The 15,351-nt window shown below is 36.7% G+C and carries 14 protein-coding genes and 1 tRNA gene; 10 read left to right on the forward strand and 5 right to left on the reverse strand.

Annotated features, from left to right (window positions below; all coding sequences use genetic code 11):
- Nucleotides 1-12: 12 nt before the first annotated feature.
- On the reverse strand, nt 13-1,188 hold the full coding sequence (locus LVD47_RS08990) for an acyl-CoA dehydrogenase family protein (protein WP_236975392.1): 1,176 nt from the start codon (nt 1,186-1,188) through the stop codon (nt 13-15).
- A gap of 151 nt (nt 1,189-1,339) precedes the next feature.
- On the opposite strand from LVD47_RS08990, the gene folB reads away from it, so the two are divergent.
- Nucleotides 1,340-1,696: a dihydroneopterin aldolase gene (gene folB / locus LVD47_RS08995; RefSeq protein WP_236975393.1), complete on the forward strand. Its 357-nt coding sequence runs from the start codon at nt 1,340-1,342 to the stop codon at nt 1,694-1,696.
- A gap of 386 nt (nt 1,697-2,082) precedes the next feature.
- On the opposite strand, the gene LVD47_RS09000 is transcribed toward folB, so the two are convergent.
- The gene (locus LVD47_RS09000) at nt 2,083-2,439 is read right to left on the reverse strand and encodes a HesB/IscA family protein (protein ID WP_236975394.1); all 357 of its coding nucleotides are present in this window, start codon (nt 2,437-2,439) and stop codon (nt 2,083-2,085) included.
- 82 nt (nt 2,440-2,521) lie between these two features.
- Here LVD47_RS09000 and LVD47_RS09005 point away from each other — a divergent pair, with 82 nt between their 5' ends.
- From LVD47_RS09005 to LVD47_RS09045, 9 genes are all read left to right on the forward strand, one after another.
- A complete protein-coding gene (locus tag LVD47_RS09005) occupies nt 2,522-3,055 on the forward strand; it encodes a DUF7935 family protein (RefSeq protein ID WP_500797285.1) in 534 nt (177 codons plus the stop codon).
- A gap of 10 nt (nt 3,056-3,065) precedes the next feature.
- A complete protein-coding gene (locus LVD47_RS09010) occupies nt 3,066-3,830 on the forward strand; it encodes a 5'-nucleotidase C-terminal domain-containing protein (RefSeq protein WP_236975396.1) in 765 nt (254 codons plus the stop codon).
- Nucleotides 3,820-4,740, forward strand: coding sequence for a bifunctional metallophosphatase/5'-nucleotidase (locus LVD47_RS09015; RefSeq protein WP_236975397.1), 921 nt, complete (start codon nt 3,820-3,822; stop codon nt 4,738-4,740). Before LVD47_RS09010 ends, LVD47_RS09015 begins: the two co-directional genes overlap by 11 nt.
- Before the next feature lie 270 nt (nt 4,741-5,010).
- Complete coding sequence (gene dnaA / locus LVD47_RS09020) at nt 5,011-6,411, forward strand: chromosomal replication initiator protein DnaA (protein ID WP_369427766.1); 1,401 nt, start codon at nt 5,011-5,013, stop codon at nt 6,409-6,411.
- An 86-nt stretch (nt 6,412-6,497) separates the two neighbouring features.
- A tRNA-Ser gene (locus LVD47_RS09025) sits at nt 6,498-6,584 on the forward strand.
- A gap of 1,105 nt (nt 6,585-7,689) precedes the next feature.
- Complete coding sequence (locus LVD47_RS09030) at nt 7,690-7,962, forward strand: hypothetical protein (protein WP_236975401.1); 273 nt, start codon at nt 7,690-7,692, stop codon at nt 7,960-7,962.
- Nucleotides 7,963-8,094: 132 nt separating this feature from the next.
- Nucleotides 8,095-9,708, forward strand: a complete 1,614-nt coding sequence (locus tag LVD47_RS09035) for an acyl-CoA carboxylase subunit beta (protein WP_236975403.1) — start codon at nt 8,095-8,097, stop codon at nt 9,706-9,708.
- Nucleotides 9,709-9,723: 15 nt separating this feature from the next.
- The gene (locus tag LVD47_RS09040) at nt 9,724-10,575 is read left to right on the forward strand and encodes a hydroxymethylglutaryl-CoA lyase-like TIM-barrel protein (protein ID WP_236975405.1); all 852 of its coding nucleotides are present in this window, start codon (nt 9,724-9,726) and stop codon (nt 10,573-10,575) included.
- Between the two features lies 1 nt (nt 10,576).
- A complete protein-coding gene (locus LVD47_RS09045) occupies nt 10,577-11,269 on the forward strand; it encodes a rhomboid family intramembrane serine protease (protein ID WP_236975407.1) in 693 nt (230 codons plus the stop codon).
- A 12-nt stretch (nt 11,270-11,281) separates the two neighbouring features.
- On the opposite strand, the gene LVD47_RS09050 is transcribed toward LVD47_RS09045, so the two are convergent.
- Genes LVD47_RS09050 through LVD47_RS09060 form a run of 3 tightly spaced genes read right to left on the reverse strand, consistent with a single transcriptional unit; the run spans nt 11,282 to nt 15,321 of the window.
- Nucleotides 11,282-11,839 carry a class I SAM-dependent methyltransferase gene (locus LVD47_RS09050; RefSeq protein ID WP_236975409.1) on the reverse strand — a complete coding sequence of 186 codons (558 nt, stop codon included), beginning with the start codon at nt 11,837-11,839 and terminating at the stop codon, nt 11,282-11,284.
- Between the two features lies 1 nt (nt 11,840).
- Complete coding sequence (locus LVD47_RS09055; protein ID WP_236975410.1) at nt 11,841-14,000, reverse strand: hypothetical protein; 2,160 nt, start codon at nt 13,998-14,000, stop codon at nt 11,841-11,843.
- Nucleotide 14,001: 1 nt separating this feature from the next.
- Nucleotides 14,002-15,321, reverse strand: a complete 1,320-nt coding sequence (locus LVD47_RS09060; protein ID WP_236975411.1) for a dihydrolipoamide acetyltransferase family protein — start codon at nt 15,319-15,321, stop codon at nt 14,002-14,004.
- Nucleotides 15,322-15,351: the final 30 nt, after the last annotated feature.

Here is a 15,351-nt window from a genome sequence, read left to right on the forward strand (position 1 = left end):
TTATTATTGCTCCTATGTAAATGCAGAAATACCCGTTATTTCCTGGCCTGTAACCAGAAGGTGTATATCATGGGTCCCCTCATACGTAATTACTGTTTCCAAATTCATAATGTGCCGCATAATAGGATAATCCTGTGTAATTCCCATAGCACCCAAAATTTGTCTGGATATTCTGGCAACATCCAAAGCCATTTCGACATTAGCCCTTTTTGCCATCGAAATTTGCCCATTAGTTACTAAACCACTATCACTCAAATACCCCAATTGGAAAACGAGAGCCTGGGCCTGAGTAATTTTAGTTAGCATTTCGGCGAGCTTTTTTTGAACCAATTGAAATGCAGCTAAAGGTTTTCCAAATTGAGTTCTTTCAAGCGCATATTTACGTGCGGTTTCATAACAATCTTGCGCTGCTCCAATAACTCCCCACGCAATCCCATACCGGGCTTTATTAAGGCATTTAAGTGCAGCCTTCAATCCCCTGGCACCAGGTAATATCTCCCCTGGTTCAATTATTACATCATCCAAATAAATAGTACCCGTCAGTGAAGTACGCATTGACCATTTATTTTCAATCGTTTCCACAGATACTCCTTTCTTACTGAGTTCAAGGATGATACCGTACACCTTCCCTTCGGTATCTTTGGCCCAGATGATACTAATATCAGCTACCGGAGCATTGGTGATCCACATTTTAGTACCGTTCAACTTATAGTTAGCACCATCTTTTACCAGGCTGGTCTCCATACCTCCCGGATTGCTTCCATGATTGGGTTCGGTAAGCCCAAAACAACCAATAGTATTACCTAGACTTAATTTTTTTAAATATTTGCTTTGCTGCTCGGGACTCCCGAAAATACTTATAGGATACATAACAAGGGCTCCCTGTACTGAAGCCATTGACCTTACTCCTGAATCCCCACGCTCTAATTCCTGCATTATCAACCCGTAAGCAAGGTCTGACATTCCCAAACCTCCATGCTCTTCAGAAAGTGAAGGGCCGAAACATCCTAATTCAGCCATTTCTTTAAACCAATTATCGGGTACTTTTTTGGATTCAGCTACCTTTTCCAAATTGGGTCTAACTGCCTTATCGACCCAATCTCTCACAGCGTCCCGGACCAATAAGGTGTCAGGGTCTAAATTGGATTCCAAATTAAAATAATCGAGGTGATTAATATTATTTCTCATTACTTTGTCGAAAATTTTGTATCCTTCCGCTCAAAATGAAAAAATGACTTGTTTCATACTTATTCTGTAATAATTTCTTACAGCGTTGGCCAGACCAGTAAACAAGCTCCATTTTCTACGGACCTAAAGGTACTAAAAAGTATACATTTGTATGAAAAGCAAAATTATTTTAAAAGGTCTTCGGTTTAAAGCCTTCCATGGGTATTACGCAGAGGAACAAAGGATCGGAGGAGATTATATGGTCGACATTGAGTTTAATTACAATATTGTCAAAGCAGCTACCACTGATTCCCTGGAAAATGCTATCGACTACGAAGAGATTTATACCCTCTGTAAAAACGAAATGGCAAATCCCCGGAAATTAATAGAAACAGTAGGGTATGAAATGGCTTCTCTCCTTAAAGACAGATATCCTGCTATGGATACCCTTACCCTCACCATACACAAACTTGCTCCTCCCATTGCAGGTCAAATAGACCGGGTAAGTATACAAATAGAAATTGAATGATTCCTACATATATAGCATTCATGGGAAATATTCAGATTGTCTTAAACGAATAATCTCAGGAATCCTAAATCTGAACACCGCACACCCATACCTTTAAGCAATAATCCAGTTCCTATGCAGTCGTTCTATAAACACAAACTTAGTCAAATATCAAATCCTTTCAAAAAGATACACCGTTGGAACCGTAATTAACCTCAAAGGACCTATGAGGGTATAAACTGATAAAAACACCTGTGGTCGAAGTATGATAACAACAGAATACTTTGATAATATTACACTACCCATAGAGGCCCGGATTGGGGAAATGAACTCAATTTTTCTACCCTTACCATGTTTGAGTACTTTTTTTGGTAAAATCATCTATCATAGATATCCATACCTTTCCTTTACGTAGCAAAAGAGGTTCCACACCCACAAGTATCCGATGCATTGGGATTATTAAACGAAAACCCCCTGTTGTTGAGCCCAACCTCAAAATCAATTTCTATTCCCAACAAATAAATAGCGTGCCCTTTGTCAATTATCACCCTTACTCCGTTGACCTCATATTCTTTATCGTTCTCTTTTTTTTCGTCAAACCCCAAAATATATGAAAATCCAGAACAGCCACCTCCCTTTACTCCTATCCTCAGGCCGTATTCCGATGGAATTTTTTCCTGATTTCTTATTTTTTCAAGTTCACTTACTGCTCCATCCGTAAGGGTTACCGGGTCCACTCCGTTTTGAACTTTTGTATCTTCCATGTGATTAATTTCTAATATTCCGATTAATACTTTAATTTCAAAAAATTAACACAAAGTAAAAAAGAAAAGTTTATTTTAATGTATGAATAATAGTGTAATAATTTTCATTTGCCTCAGTGTTTTTGGACTTTGTTTCATTTTTGGATTGTGGCTTCTTTACCATCTACTCAGTCAAAAACTGGATCAAATCTTATCCAATGTGTTTTTATCTCAAAGGCCAAATTTGTCGCATGATATGCTTCAGCGAAAGCTTCAAGCCTATGAAAGGCTCTCATTACTTATGGAACGCATACAATTCCCCAATGTTATAAAAAGGTGCCATGATGGAAATATGACTGCCCTTCAACTGATCAATATGATGAAAATGGATATTCAGACTGAATTTGAACATAACGTCACTCAGCAAATCTATGTTTCAGATCAATTATGGGAAATTATTTCACTTACAAAAAATGACGTCTTTGCCACACTTAATGATCTCAGTAACGATCTTGAAGAATATCAATCTGATCAGGTGTTCGTAGGTGCATTGATAGATAAATTGGATCAAAAGAAATTCAACCCCATAGATAAGGCATTACTGGCGATTCGAAAAGAAGTCAGCAGTTTATCGTAAAGTCCCGCATATGAAATTAACCAACCACTCTTCAATTTTTTTGTCGATAATTTTCATCGTCCTTATTCTATTTTCATGTCAGACTACCTACCATCCAGTCCAGGCAGAGTTTGATCGATATAGACTAAACGGAGAAAACAACACGGAAGGTGCACCTGAAATCGAAAGCCTAATAGCACCATACAAATCAGAGGTTTCCTCCCAAATGAATGAAGTCATTGCCGATATCCCGCAGACGCTAGTCAAAGATCGTCCAGAATCAACATTGGGGAATTGGATGGCAGATGCCATTGGTAAATATGCAGAAAAAACAACCGGAGAAAAAATTGATCTTTCGATTTGCAATTACGGAGGTGTAAGAATTGCTGAATTAGCCAAAGGAGAACTCACGGTAGGAAATGTATATGAATTAATGCCTTTTGATAATTATGTAGTCACAATGGTCGTAGAGGGTAAAATATTGATCAAGATACTTGAACGGATAGCTGACTATGGTGGATGGCCTGTCAGTTCTGAATTAGAGATGACTATTGGTGGGGACCATATTATTGAAGCAAAACTCAATTCCCAATCAATTGATCCGGTGGGACAATATAGAATTGCTCTGTCTGATTATCTTGCGAATGGTGGAGATGGGTTAAGTTTTTTAAGTCACTTACCAAAAAATAATCTCAATGTGTATTACCGAGATGCATTGATCAACATCGCCAGGTCTGAAAAAACAATCACTGCTAAACTTGAGGGAAGAATCAAAACTAACAATCATGACCAGTAGACGTAACTTTATAAAATGGAGCTCATTAGGTGGAATGTTTTTGTCGTCAGGGGTTTTTCCTTTTGATTTATTCTCCAGCCAAAGCGAACTCACAAAACTTACAATACTCCATACCAATGACATGCATTCACGCATAGAACCTTTTCCTGATGATGGAAGCAGGAATGCAAATATGGGGGGTATAGTTCGCAGAGCTTCTATGGTAAAGGACATTCGATCAAAAGAAGACAATGTGTTATTATTGGATAGTGGAGATATTTTCCAGGGCACTCCCTATTTTAATTTTTTCAAAGGTGAATTGGAATTTAAGGCAATGACTGCTATGAAATACGATGTGGCTACAATTGGCAATCACGATTTTGACGCCGGAATTGAGGGGTTTCACAATCAACTGAAGCATGCAAAATTTGACTTTGTTTCCGCCAATTACAATTTTGATGATACCATCCTACACTCGGCCATTCAACCTTTTACGGTCAAAAAAGTCGGTGGAATAAAGATTGGAATTTTCGGGCTTGGGATTGAATTGGAAGGACTCGTCCCAAAAGAACTGTATAAGGACACACAATATATAGATCCTGTTCCAACAGCGCAAAAGACCGCAATGCATTTGAAGTTTGAAAAAGACTGTGACCTGGTTATTTGCCTTTCCCATTTGGGATTCAAATACTCGAGCTCTAAGATTGATGATTTAAAATTGGCAAAAGCTACATCGGGTATAGATATAATATTAGGAGGACATACTCATACTTTTTTGGATGAACCAGTTTTAACAAAAAATAAAAACGGTGAAACAATTATAATAAACCAGGTAGGTTGGGCCGGAATTTTACTGGGAAGGATCGATCTTTATTTAGAGAAAAACAATACAAAAAGGTGTTATTCCTGTAAAAATATCAAGGTTCTTTGACCAAAAGTTTTTAATTAATCACAGGTTTATTTATATTTAAATAAGAGTTTTATTTACCAAAACAATATTTCGAAAAATATCCTATATAAACATTTATATTTTTTCATTAACATATTTTTTATTTTTATAATATAAATTTATTCTGATTTTTTTCGTAGATTTTCATTCCAAATGCGGATTAATTTTTTAAAATTCGCAGCCCCCAATTACCGATATAAAAATTACTGGGGTAAAGAATATTTTATAATAGGACAAAAAGAAAAAACGGAAATGGTGAATGATGGGAAAGCTATCTGGGATAAATGTCTTCAAATCATAAAATCCGAAATAAATCCACAGGCATATAAAACCTGGTTTGAGCCAATTGAACCAGTACGATATGATAAAAAAACGCTTACGATACAAGTGCCAAATAATTTTTTCTATGAATGGATAGAAGAGCATTATGTTCATCTCATGAAAAAAGCATTATTGGAAGTAATTGGATCCAGTGCAGGATTAAATTATCGTATTTTGAAAGCCAAACAAGATGTTTCAAATGCTGTAAAAATTGAAAAGAATACACAAATAGAGACAGAATCAGAAAAATTCAAAAACCCTTTTGTATTTCCCGGAATAAAAAAATTGAAGATAGATCCCAATTTAAATGCAAACTATACATTTGAAAATTACGTTGAAGGAGATTGCAACCGACTTGCCCGCAATGCCGGGATGGCCATTTCCAAACGTCCGGGAGGTACCGCATTTAATCCTTTAGTAATATACGGCGACGTCGGTCTCGGTAAAACTCACCTGGCACATGCCATAGGTAACGAAGCATTGAAAAATAATAAAAACAAGCAAATCCTCTATGTTTCGTCCGAAAAATTTACCAATCAAATTGTACATGCAATAAAAAATGGGGAAGTTGAAGACTTTCTCAATTTTTACCACCAATTGGACATTTTGATTGTTGATGATATCCAGTTTTTTGCCAATAAGACCAAAACGATGGATATATTCTTCCACATATTTAATCAACTCCACCAGGACGGGAAACAGCTAGTACTAACATCGGATCGGGCGCCCAAAGACCTGGAAGGAATGGAAGAACGACTGATCTCAAGATTTAAATGGGGTCTCACTGCAGATCTCCAATCTCCCGATTTCGAAACCCGTATGGCCATTTTGGACAATAAAATGAATAAAGAAGGTATCGAATTACCTGAAAACGTTCTTGAATTCATTTGTTATAATATCAAAAGTAATATTCGCGAACTGGAAGGAGTGCTCGTTTCCCTAATTGCCCAATCCAGCCTCAATAATCGAGAAATTGACCTGGAAATCACAAAAGAAGTTGTACAAAAGTTCGTAGAACAAATTTCCAAAGAAGTAACTATCAATAGCATTCAGGAATTAGTAGCCGGTCATTTCAATATAGGCGTGGATCACCTGCAAAGCAAGTCAAGAAAAAGAAATATTGTGACAGCCCGTCAACTTTCAATGTACTTTGCCAAAAAACATACAAATAAATCACTTAAGACCATTGGCGAAACTTTTGGAGGAAGAGATCACAGTACGGTAATTTATTCTTGTAAAACCGTTCAGGATCTCATGGATACAGATAAAGTTTTCAAAGACACTGTTTCCGATTTGGAAAAGAAAATTACTATGAGTTTACATGCAATTTAAATTCCTTGCATGATTTTTAAAAATGTTTTTATATTTGCCCCGCGTAAGTCAGCTTGCACACAAGAAAAATCTCAAAAACTGGATTAGGTGAGGTGGGTGAGTGGCTTAAACCACCGGTTTGCTAAACCGGCGTACTGTAACAGGTACCGCGGGTTCGAATCCCGCCCTCACCGCAAATCAAATGAATGCCCGCATTAGCGGGTATTTTTGTTTTTAGCATTGCCAAACTTGTTTGCGCAAAAGCTACAAACGAAAATACTAGTGAGTGAAACGAACTGAATTCTTTTGATTTGAAACTCCCATTTTCGGGATCACCGTAGCAACGCGTAGGTAATCCCGACTTTACTCACATACCTTCGCCAGAACCTATAACCAGCGAAACAAGAACTTTGAAAAATTGAAAAGTATTAGGCGAGCTTTTTTATTATTCCCCCAATATTACAATCTTAATAAAAGACCTTCGACGGTAGATGACCGCTTCAAATAAGTAATTACTATTTTTTACTTCGTTTATATTCTAATAAGTAAAAAAAATTATATCTACACAGGATGTACTAAATATCTAAATGACAACTTTAACATCAAAATAAAGGTTGGATCAATTCTAATCATAATTACAAACCTTTTAAAATTATCACTTATATCGTCTTTATTGACAAGTATAAAGCCTATGATTTCGAAAAATATTTAACATCTGATTCAGGAAGAGCTTTCCTCAGAAAAAGATTAATTTATCATTTTCAAACGAAAATACTAGTGAGTGAAACGAACTGAATTCTTTTGATTTGAAACTCCTATTTTCGGGATCACCGTAGCAACGCGTAGGTAATCCCGACTTCACTCACATACCTTCGCCAGAACCTATAACCAGCGAAACAAGAACGTTGAAAAATTGAAAAGTATTAGGCGAGCTTTTTTATTATTCCCCCAATATTACAATCTTAATAAAAGACCTTCGACGGTAGATGACCGCTTCAAATAAGTAATTACTATTTTTTACTTCGTTTATATCCTAATAAGTAAAAAAATTATATCTACACAGGATGTACTAAATATCTAAATGACAACTTTAACATCACAATAAAGGTGGATCAATTCTAATCATAATTACAAACCTTTTAAAATTATCAATTATATCGTCTTTATTGACAAGTATAAAACCTATGATTTCGAAAAATATTTAACATCTGATTCAGGAAGAGCTTTCCGCAGAAAAAGATTAATTTATCATTTTCAAACGAAAATACTAGTGAGTGAAACGAACTGAATTCTTTTGATTTGAAACTCCCATTTTCGGGATCACCGCAGCAACGCGTAGGTAATCCCGATTTTGATTCTATTGATATCTACGGAAAAGGTCCTTTTATTATTACCAGGACTCTCTCCGAAGATGAAATAAATTGTTTCTTTACTTCTAATTGGATGTCATCACTTTGTCATTCTTCCAAATCAGTATTGATTAGATTACTTTCTATGAACCCCATTAAATCCTCCTGGGTAGGCTGTAACATTTATCCCATTTTAAAAAGCAATCACTACCCAATACCCTAAAAAATTAGTTCCCCTACATCTCCTATGAACAAACCTAAATTCCCAAAAAAATAACTAAAACACAATCTTTTTCCAATCTGATTTGTTTAAATTCTGGCTCCAATAATAAGACTACTAAAAAAACTGTCCGGAATGGTCAATATAGAAAAAGAAAAAAACAAAGATCAAAATCATCTTCTTATTTCTTCTGTGCAACGACATATAGAAAAAATTAAAAAAGGTGGAGGTAACAAAAAGATAGAAAAATTACACCAACAAGGGAAACTGACTGCCAGAGAACGCATAAGGTATCTAATCGATGAAAACACTGAATTCTATGAACTGGGTACATTTGCAGCATTTGAAATGTATCAGGAATACGGAGGGTGCCCATCTGCCGGTGTGGTAATGGGAATAGGAAAGGTTGCCGGTAGAAGGGTAATTTTGGTAGCAAATGATGCTACAGTCAAAGCAGGAGCCTGGTTTCCGATGACATGCAAAAAAAATCTGAGAGCCCAGGAGATAGCTATTGAGAATCGTCTTCCCATTATTTATTTAGTGGATAGTGCAGGTGTATTTTTGCCCATGCAAGATGAAATCTTTCCGGATAAAGAACATTTTGGAAGGATCTTTAGAAACAATGCCAGGCTATCAAGTATGGGAATTCCTCAAATTTCTGCAGTAATGGGTAGTTGCGTCGCAGGAGGCGCATATCTTCCTATTATGTCAGACGAGGCTCTCATTGTCAAAGGCACGGGATCCATTTTTTTAGCAGGTCCCTACCTGGTTAAAGCAGCAATTGGTGAAAATGTGGATAAAGAAACCCTGGGGGGTGCTGAAACGCACTCGGAAATTTCCGGAGTTACTGATTACATTGCAGAATCAGATAAAGACTGCCTGGACCAAATAAAATCAATTATGGGAAATATGGGAATACTTACTAAGTCACACTTAGAGCGTAGTAACCCTGTTTCACCATCCTTACATTCAAAAACCTTATTAGAAGAGTTCCCAGAACATCGAACCACCCCATATGACTCATACCGTATTTTAAATTCAATTATTGATAGTGATACTTTCACAGAGTATAAAGCTAAATATGGAAAAACAATTATTTGTGGTTATGCAAAAATTGACGGTTGGCATGTCGGTATAGTTATGAACAACCGATCAAGGATAAAAACGAAAAAAGGAGAAATGCAATTTGGAGGAGTCATCTACTCTGATTCGGCTGACAAAGCCACCCGATTCATCCTGAATTGCAATCAGAAAAAAATACCCTTAGTCTTTCTGCACGATGTAACCGGTTTTATGGTAGGATCCAGATCCGAACACGGAGGAATAATCAAAGATGGGGCTAAAATGGTAAATGCCGTTGCCAATTCCACAGTTCCTAAAATATCTGTCATCATGGGCAATTCAAATGGTGCCGGTAATTATGCAATGTGTGGAAAAGCATACGATCCCCGATTTATTTTTGCCTGGCCCATGGCTCAGATTGCCGTAATGGGAGGTGAACAGGCAGCCAAAGTATTATTGCAAATAGAACAAAGTAAACAAGATTATAATGAGGAAGAATCAAATAAAAGGCTGGAAGAACTTAAGAAAAAGTACGCGGATGAAACATCAGCGTATTATGCAGCAGCAAGACTTTGGGTAGATGAGATTATAGATCCGGAAAAAACCAGGGATTGGATCTCTCTTTCACTGGAAGTAGCCCAAAATTCAGAAATAGAAAAATTTAATCCGGGTGTCATTCAAACCTAATCAACCGGTGATCAAATGAGTGCAAATATTCGACTAATCGATTGTCCAAGGGACGCCATGCAAGGTATAAAGCCGTTTATCCCTACCGATCTCAAGGTGAGATATATCAATGCATTACTAAATGTTGGTTTTCACACGCTGGATTGCGGTAGCTTTGTATCCCCGAAAGCAATACCCCAAATGAAGGATACGGGTGAAGTCCTCAAAAAAATAAACTTATCCGATTCTAAAACAAAAGTGCTGGTAATTGTAGCCAACTACCGCGGAGCCAAAATGGCTGTTGCATATGATCAAGTAGATTACCTGGGGTTTCCTTTTTCAATTTCTGAGACTTTTCAGCTACGAAACACTAACGCGACAAGGGAAGAAGCCTTCGAACGCATACGTGAAATCCAGGAATTAGCGGATATCAACGAGAAGAAAATGGTTATATATTTCTCTATGTGTTTTGGAAATCCCTACGGGGATCTTTGGCATCCGGATATAATCACATATTGGGCGCAGCGTTTCAGAGAAATAAACATTCATACGATTGCCCTGTCAGATACCATCGGAATAGGGAATCCGGAAACTATCGGTAATACGGTAAGTGCTATGAGTTCAACATTTGACAATATAGACTTTGGTGTTCACTTACACACTAAAAAAAGTAATTGGAAGGAAAAGGTTGATGCTGCCTTCAAAAATGGTTGTACCCGGTTTGATGGAGCTATTAAAGGTTTCGGAGGTTGTCCAATGGCTCAAGATGAATTGGTAGGGAACATGCCTTCAGAAAACCTGATAAACTATTTTGAAAAAAAAGAACTATTTCAATACGATCAAAATTCGCTATTAAATGCATTTGAAGTAGCCAAAGAAATTTTTTAATATGGCAGAGAATAAAACAAAAGCCCTTATCAATGCCATTAAATGGCCATCAATTATCCTCATAATAATGTGGACAATTAAATGCATGGAAATTTTTGGCCATATTAGTTTTTCAGCCTGGGGAGTATGGCCCAGGCACAAGGAAGGACTGATAGGTATACTTACCGGGCCTTTTATTCACGGCTCATTTGGACATTTAATCAATAATAGTATACCTTTCTTCGTAGCAGGTGTTATTATATCATACTTTTACAGGAGTATTGCTATACCGGCTATTATTCTTATTTGGACGCTTACAGGTGGGTTAGTTTGGGCTTTTGCAAAGCCTGCATTCCATATAGGGGCCAGCGGGGTAGTTTATGGAATGGTTTCATTTATATTTTGGGCAGGATTTTTCAATAGGGATCGGAGATCCATAGTACTTGCTTTGATCATATTATTCTTATACAGCGGAATGTTCTACGGTGTCCTTCCCAACCAGCCGGGCGTTTCCTGGGAAAGTCACTTATTGGGAGGCCTTACTGGAATTTTAACAGCTTATATCTTTAAAAGCAGGAGAGAACCAGAAGACGATGACTGGGGTGATTCAAATGAAGTTGACTTCTACTTTGATAATGACACATTTCGAAAAACAAAAAATGAACGCTTACTCGAAAAGGATAATAGTAATTTTTGGTATTCAAATAGATCCTAATTTACCTTTCTCTTACTCCCCTTTCAAAGATTTCAGAACAAATGCAGGCGGGATATTTATCGGCTGAAAATAGACCTGAACATTTTGAAAAATGTCATCATACATTTTTTTGGCAATAAGGGAATAGTGAATTTGTAGATATTCTCCCTCAAACCTCAATTTTTTCTTTGCCAACTCTACAATGCTTTTTGCTAACTCTTTTGGAAAAACGGTAAACGGTAAAGCCGAATACACTATATCCAGCTCATCAATATTATGTTTAATTAAGTGCTTTTCAATATTCTCTGCCGAATCCCCTACTACAATCAATCGATCATCCTGAATCGAATTGAGAATGTCAACAAATTTCTCATTGATTTCAAAGGATACTAATTTACAGTTATCCGGCATACGGTCAAGAATTCTTCTGGTAAGGACTCCGTCTCCTGCTCCCAACTCCATAATATAACGAGCCTTGTGAATTCTACTATGATTGATCATCTTGTCACATAGGTACCTGGAACTGCGCGTCACTGTTCCCACAGTCTTAATATTCCTTAATCCTTCCTTCAAAAATTTAAATCGATTCATCTTAATCCAGGTAAATTAAATATTTTTTTAAATCGGGATACTTTTCTATTCTTTCAGTCGTAAATCCTTCATCTCCAATCTCTTGCAAATTGTCGAATGCCACAATCAAAGCATTTTTATACCCCATTTTCTTAATTTCGAACAACCGCTCATTTGCTGAATCAAATGTAGGGTATATGCCTATATAATACGAAATAAAATCCGTATTCATTTTTTTTTCGATCAAAGCGTCATTCGTATCGGTGAATAAATCTCCTCTATAGACTTGTTTGGTAGTCACAAATTTTATCCTGTAATACAAACCCGTAGTTCGCCTATTAAAAAGTCCATAATCATCTCTCAAATACTCTTTATTTTGAATCTGCGGGTCGAATTTCATTTCAAATGAAACTGGTAAATTTTCCGTATTTAATAATTGAACTTCAATTCGACGATTCAAATTCTGTCCAGGTAAAAATGGCTCTCCATCCACGAAATTCTTCACAAATGGGTATTGTCCGCCAAATGTCCATATCTTAATTTTATCTGGTGGGACCCCATTTCTCGTCAGGTATTCTGCAATTTCTTCACCTTTTAAATAGGATTGGAACAAATTCTGTCCAGTCGTATGCTCCCTATTAGAATATACTTTTACCAGGAACTCAATATGAGGATATTGTCTATAATATTGCAGGATTTCTTCTAGTTTTGAAATTGTACCTTTAACCAGTACAGGACCATTATCCTTATAAAAAATAGGTTCAACCTCCCTTCGGGACAATATATTCATCTTGTCACCACCCAGATTCGAACGGAAAGATTCGTACTCTCTATTTTGCGTGAATAATACGGGAATTTTATTGGTCCGCTGTGCTTCTATCGGATGATCATAAAACAATCCATATATATCATATCCACCTTCTCCACCAGGTCTGTTTGATACGAGAAGGGCTTCCTCTCCGGAAGGAGAAATTCTAAAATTAATTTCGTCCATTCCACTATTAATCGGCCTTAACAAGTTTGATGGTTCTGTCCAATGCCCCGTTTCTTCCTCAAATATAGACGTGAATACATCATACCCCCCCATACTTTTTTCACAGTTGGAACTAAAATATAGATTCCTCCCATCTTTGGTTAAAAAAGGTGAAATTTCATGAAAATTGGAATTTATTCCTGGCCCCAGATTCTCAATACTCCATTTACCTGCTTTTTTAAAAGAAACATATAAATCATAGCCTCCATATCCCCCTTCCCTGTTGCTGGAAAATAGTATGGTTGAATCATTAAAGAAAAATAAATCTCTATCCCCTAATTCAGAATTATAAACAGGATGATTCCACTTCTTCAATAATCTTTCCGATTGGTTCTGTACCGAATCCACAACTGTTTTGGATAAGTTATTTTTATCTGAATATTCAAAAAATGCAACCATCCCATCCTGGTTAAAATCCAACAATACTTCATCTTCATGAGTAAAAAAACCCTCATTCATAGGAGCAACATTAGCCCAAACTCCCTGATTAATCGATGATGAATACATATTAAGATTATCACTATGATAGTTTCCCTCCCCAATGGTTATATCCGATCTATTGAAATCCCGGGATGAGGAGAAATATATCCTGTCTGAAATATTAGGGGAATAAATTGGCCTTAGTTCATTTCTGATCGAATTAACTACACTTCCAATATTTTCCATAAAATACGCATCAGATCTTTCAGGAGAATCAATTCCTACCCCTACCTGATTCAAATAATAATAACTTATAGTCTTGAATTGAGCATTTGTACTTTCACGGAGGTATCTTTTATATAAATCTGCTGCCTCTGAAAATGAATTTATTGCATGAAGTGCCCGGGCCTTGTAATACCAAAAAAAATTATCTACCCGTCTTTCACTTTCAATAATTTTATCCATCTCTTCCAATGCGTTTTCGGGATATCCAAAGTCCAGGTACAATCTTGACAAACTTAATCGAGCATCCTCATCTTTTGGCTTTCTTTTCAAATAAAGATCATAGTATTTACGAGCGTCATTAAATGCGCCGTTTTTATGAAATTCACCTGCTACTTTAATTAATTCGTCCGAATGGGCCTGTGCAGCCAGTTTGGCCGATGGGAATATCAAATAGCCAATTATTTGAAGTGCAAAAAAAAAGTGGGGTTTAAAAAAATAATTCATTTTAAAAATCGTCTTCATCAAATGATTCAAACTTTGTAGCTATTTCCTTGAGAAAAGAACCTCCAAGGTAACCATCAATAATTCTATGATCAAAAGATAATGACAGATACATTTTTTGCCTGATCCCAATAAAATCACCTTCGGCAGTTTCTATAACTGCAGGTTTCTTCTTGATCGCACCAGCAGCCAATATAGCTACTTCCGGTTGGTTAATAATTGGGGTTCCAATCAAATTATCAAAGGTCCCAATATTACTTATGGTAAAAGTTCCCTGCCTAATTTCATCAGCTTTCAAAGCATTTTTTCGTGCTCTTGAAATTAAGTCATTCGATTGTTTAGCAAGTCCTGCCAGGCTATACTGGTCTGCATTTTTAACAACCGGTACAATTAGTGTGTGATCCGGAAGAGCAGTTGCGATTCCGATATTAATATATTTCTTTAAAATTACTTTATCACCTTCCACACTTGAATTCAGGTAAGGAAACTCCCTCAATAATTCAGACAATATTTTTAAAAAGATAGGGGTATAGGTCAACTTAACTCCGTATTTCTCCTGAAACTTGACTTTATTTCTATTCCTCCATTCAACCATTTTTGTCATATCAGCCTCGATTACTGAGGTAACATGTGCGGCCGTTTCTTTTGATCGTATCATATGTTTAGAGATGGTGGATCTAACCCGAGTCATATTCACTACCTCTTCCAGATCACTATCATGTGATGACTTCGTTACATTCTCTTCAAATGCCTCAACGATATCTTCTTCTTTGCTAGCTTTTTGTTGCTCTTTACTTCCATCATCAGATTTTAGAATAAGAAACTCCATAACGTCCTGCTTAGTCACCCTTCCCCCCATACCAGTTCCCTGTATGCTTTCCAATTCCTCTTTTGAAATATTTTCTTTTCGGGCAATCGTACGAACCAAAGGTGAGTAAAAGCGATCTTTTTTATCCTTTAACTTCCGTACAGTTTCATTAACAACTACGGAGGTGGGAACTTCGGGTGTGGTATGTTCGTTTCCGTTGTTGGCACCATTCGTATCAGTATCAGCAATCAACTTGCTATGCTTACCATCATCCCCTTCCGTCTCTATAACTGCTATAACATCCCCTACATTAACTACCTGATCCACAGTTGCTTTCAACTCAACAACCTTCCCTGCTACCGGAGAAGGTATCTCAGAATCCACTTTATCTGTAGCCACTTCCAGTATAATTTCATCATGATCAATTGTTTGTCCCTCTTCTACCAACCAATTAAGTATGGTAGCTTCAAAAATAGATTCTCCCATTTTAGGCATCACTAATTCATAATTTGCCATGACCGTATTTCATTTTATTGTAGTAAAAGT

It is taken from the genome of Membranihabitans maritimus (assembly GCF_021729145.1).
GTDB classification, from domain to species: Bacteria; Bacteroidota; Bacteroidia; order Chitinophagales; family Saprospiraceae; genus Membranihabitans; species Membranihabitans maritimus.

Excerpts from the sequence above, each read along its gene's own strand:
- LVD47_RS08990 (WP_236975392.1), bottom strand. The coding sequence starts at position 1,188 with ATGAGAAATAATATTAATCACCTCGATTATTTTAATTTGGAATCCAAT.
- folB (WP_236975393.1), top strand. The coding sequence starts at position 1,340 with ATGAAAAGCAAAATTATTTTAAAAGGTCTTCGGTTTAAAGCCTTCCAT.
- LVD47_RS09000 (WP_236975394.1), bottom strand. The coding sequence starts at position 2,439 with ATGGAAGATACAAAAGTTCAAAACGGAGTGGACCCGGTAACCCTTACG.
- LVD47_RS09005 (WP_500797285.1), top strand. The coding sequence starts at position 2,522 with ATGAATAATAGTGTAATAATTTTCATTTGCCTCAGTGTTTTTGGACTT.
- LVD47_RS09010 (WP_236975396.1), top strand. The coding sequence starts at position 3,066 with ATGAAATTAACCAACCACTCTTCAATTTTTTTGTCGATAATTTTCATC.
- LVD47_RS09015 (WP_236975397.1), top strand. The coding sequence starts at position 3,820 with ATGACCAGTAGACGTAACTTTATAAAATGGAGCTCATTAGGTGGAATG.
- dnaA (WP_369427766.1), top strand. The coding sequence starts at position 5,011 with ATGGTGAATGATGGGAAAGCTATCTGGGATAAATGTCTTCAAATCATA.
- LVD47_RS09035 (WP_236975403.1), top strand. The coding sequence starts at position 8,095 with ATGGTCAATATAGAAAAAGAAAAAAACAAAGATCAAAATCATCTTCTT.
- LVD47_RS09040 (WP_236975405.1), top strand. The coding sequence starts at position 9,724 with ATGAGTGCAAATATTCGACTAATCGATTGTCCAAGGGACGCCATGCAA.
- LVD47_RS09045 (WP_236975407.1), top strand. The coding sequence starts at position 10,577 with ATGGCAGAGAATAAAACAAAAGCCCTTATCAATGCCATTAAATGGCCA.
- LVD47_RS09050 (WP_236975409.1), bottom strand. The coding sequence starts at position 11,839 with ATGAATCGATTTAAATTTTTGAAGGAAGGATTAAGGAATATTAAGACT.
- LVD47_RS09055 (WP_236975410.1), bottom strand. The coding sequence starts at position 14,000 with ATGAATTATTTTTTTAAACCCCACTTTTTTTTTGCACTTCAAATAATT.
- LVD47_RS09060 (WP_236975411.1), bottom strand. The coding sequence starts at position 15,321 with ATGGCAAATTATGAATTAGTGATGCCTAAAATGGGAGAATCTATTTTT.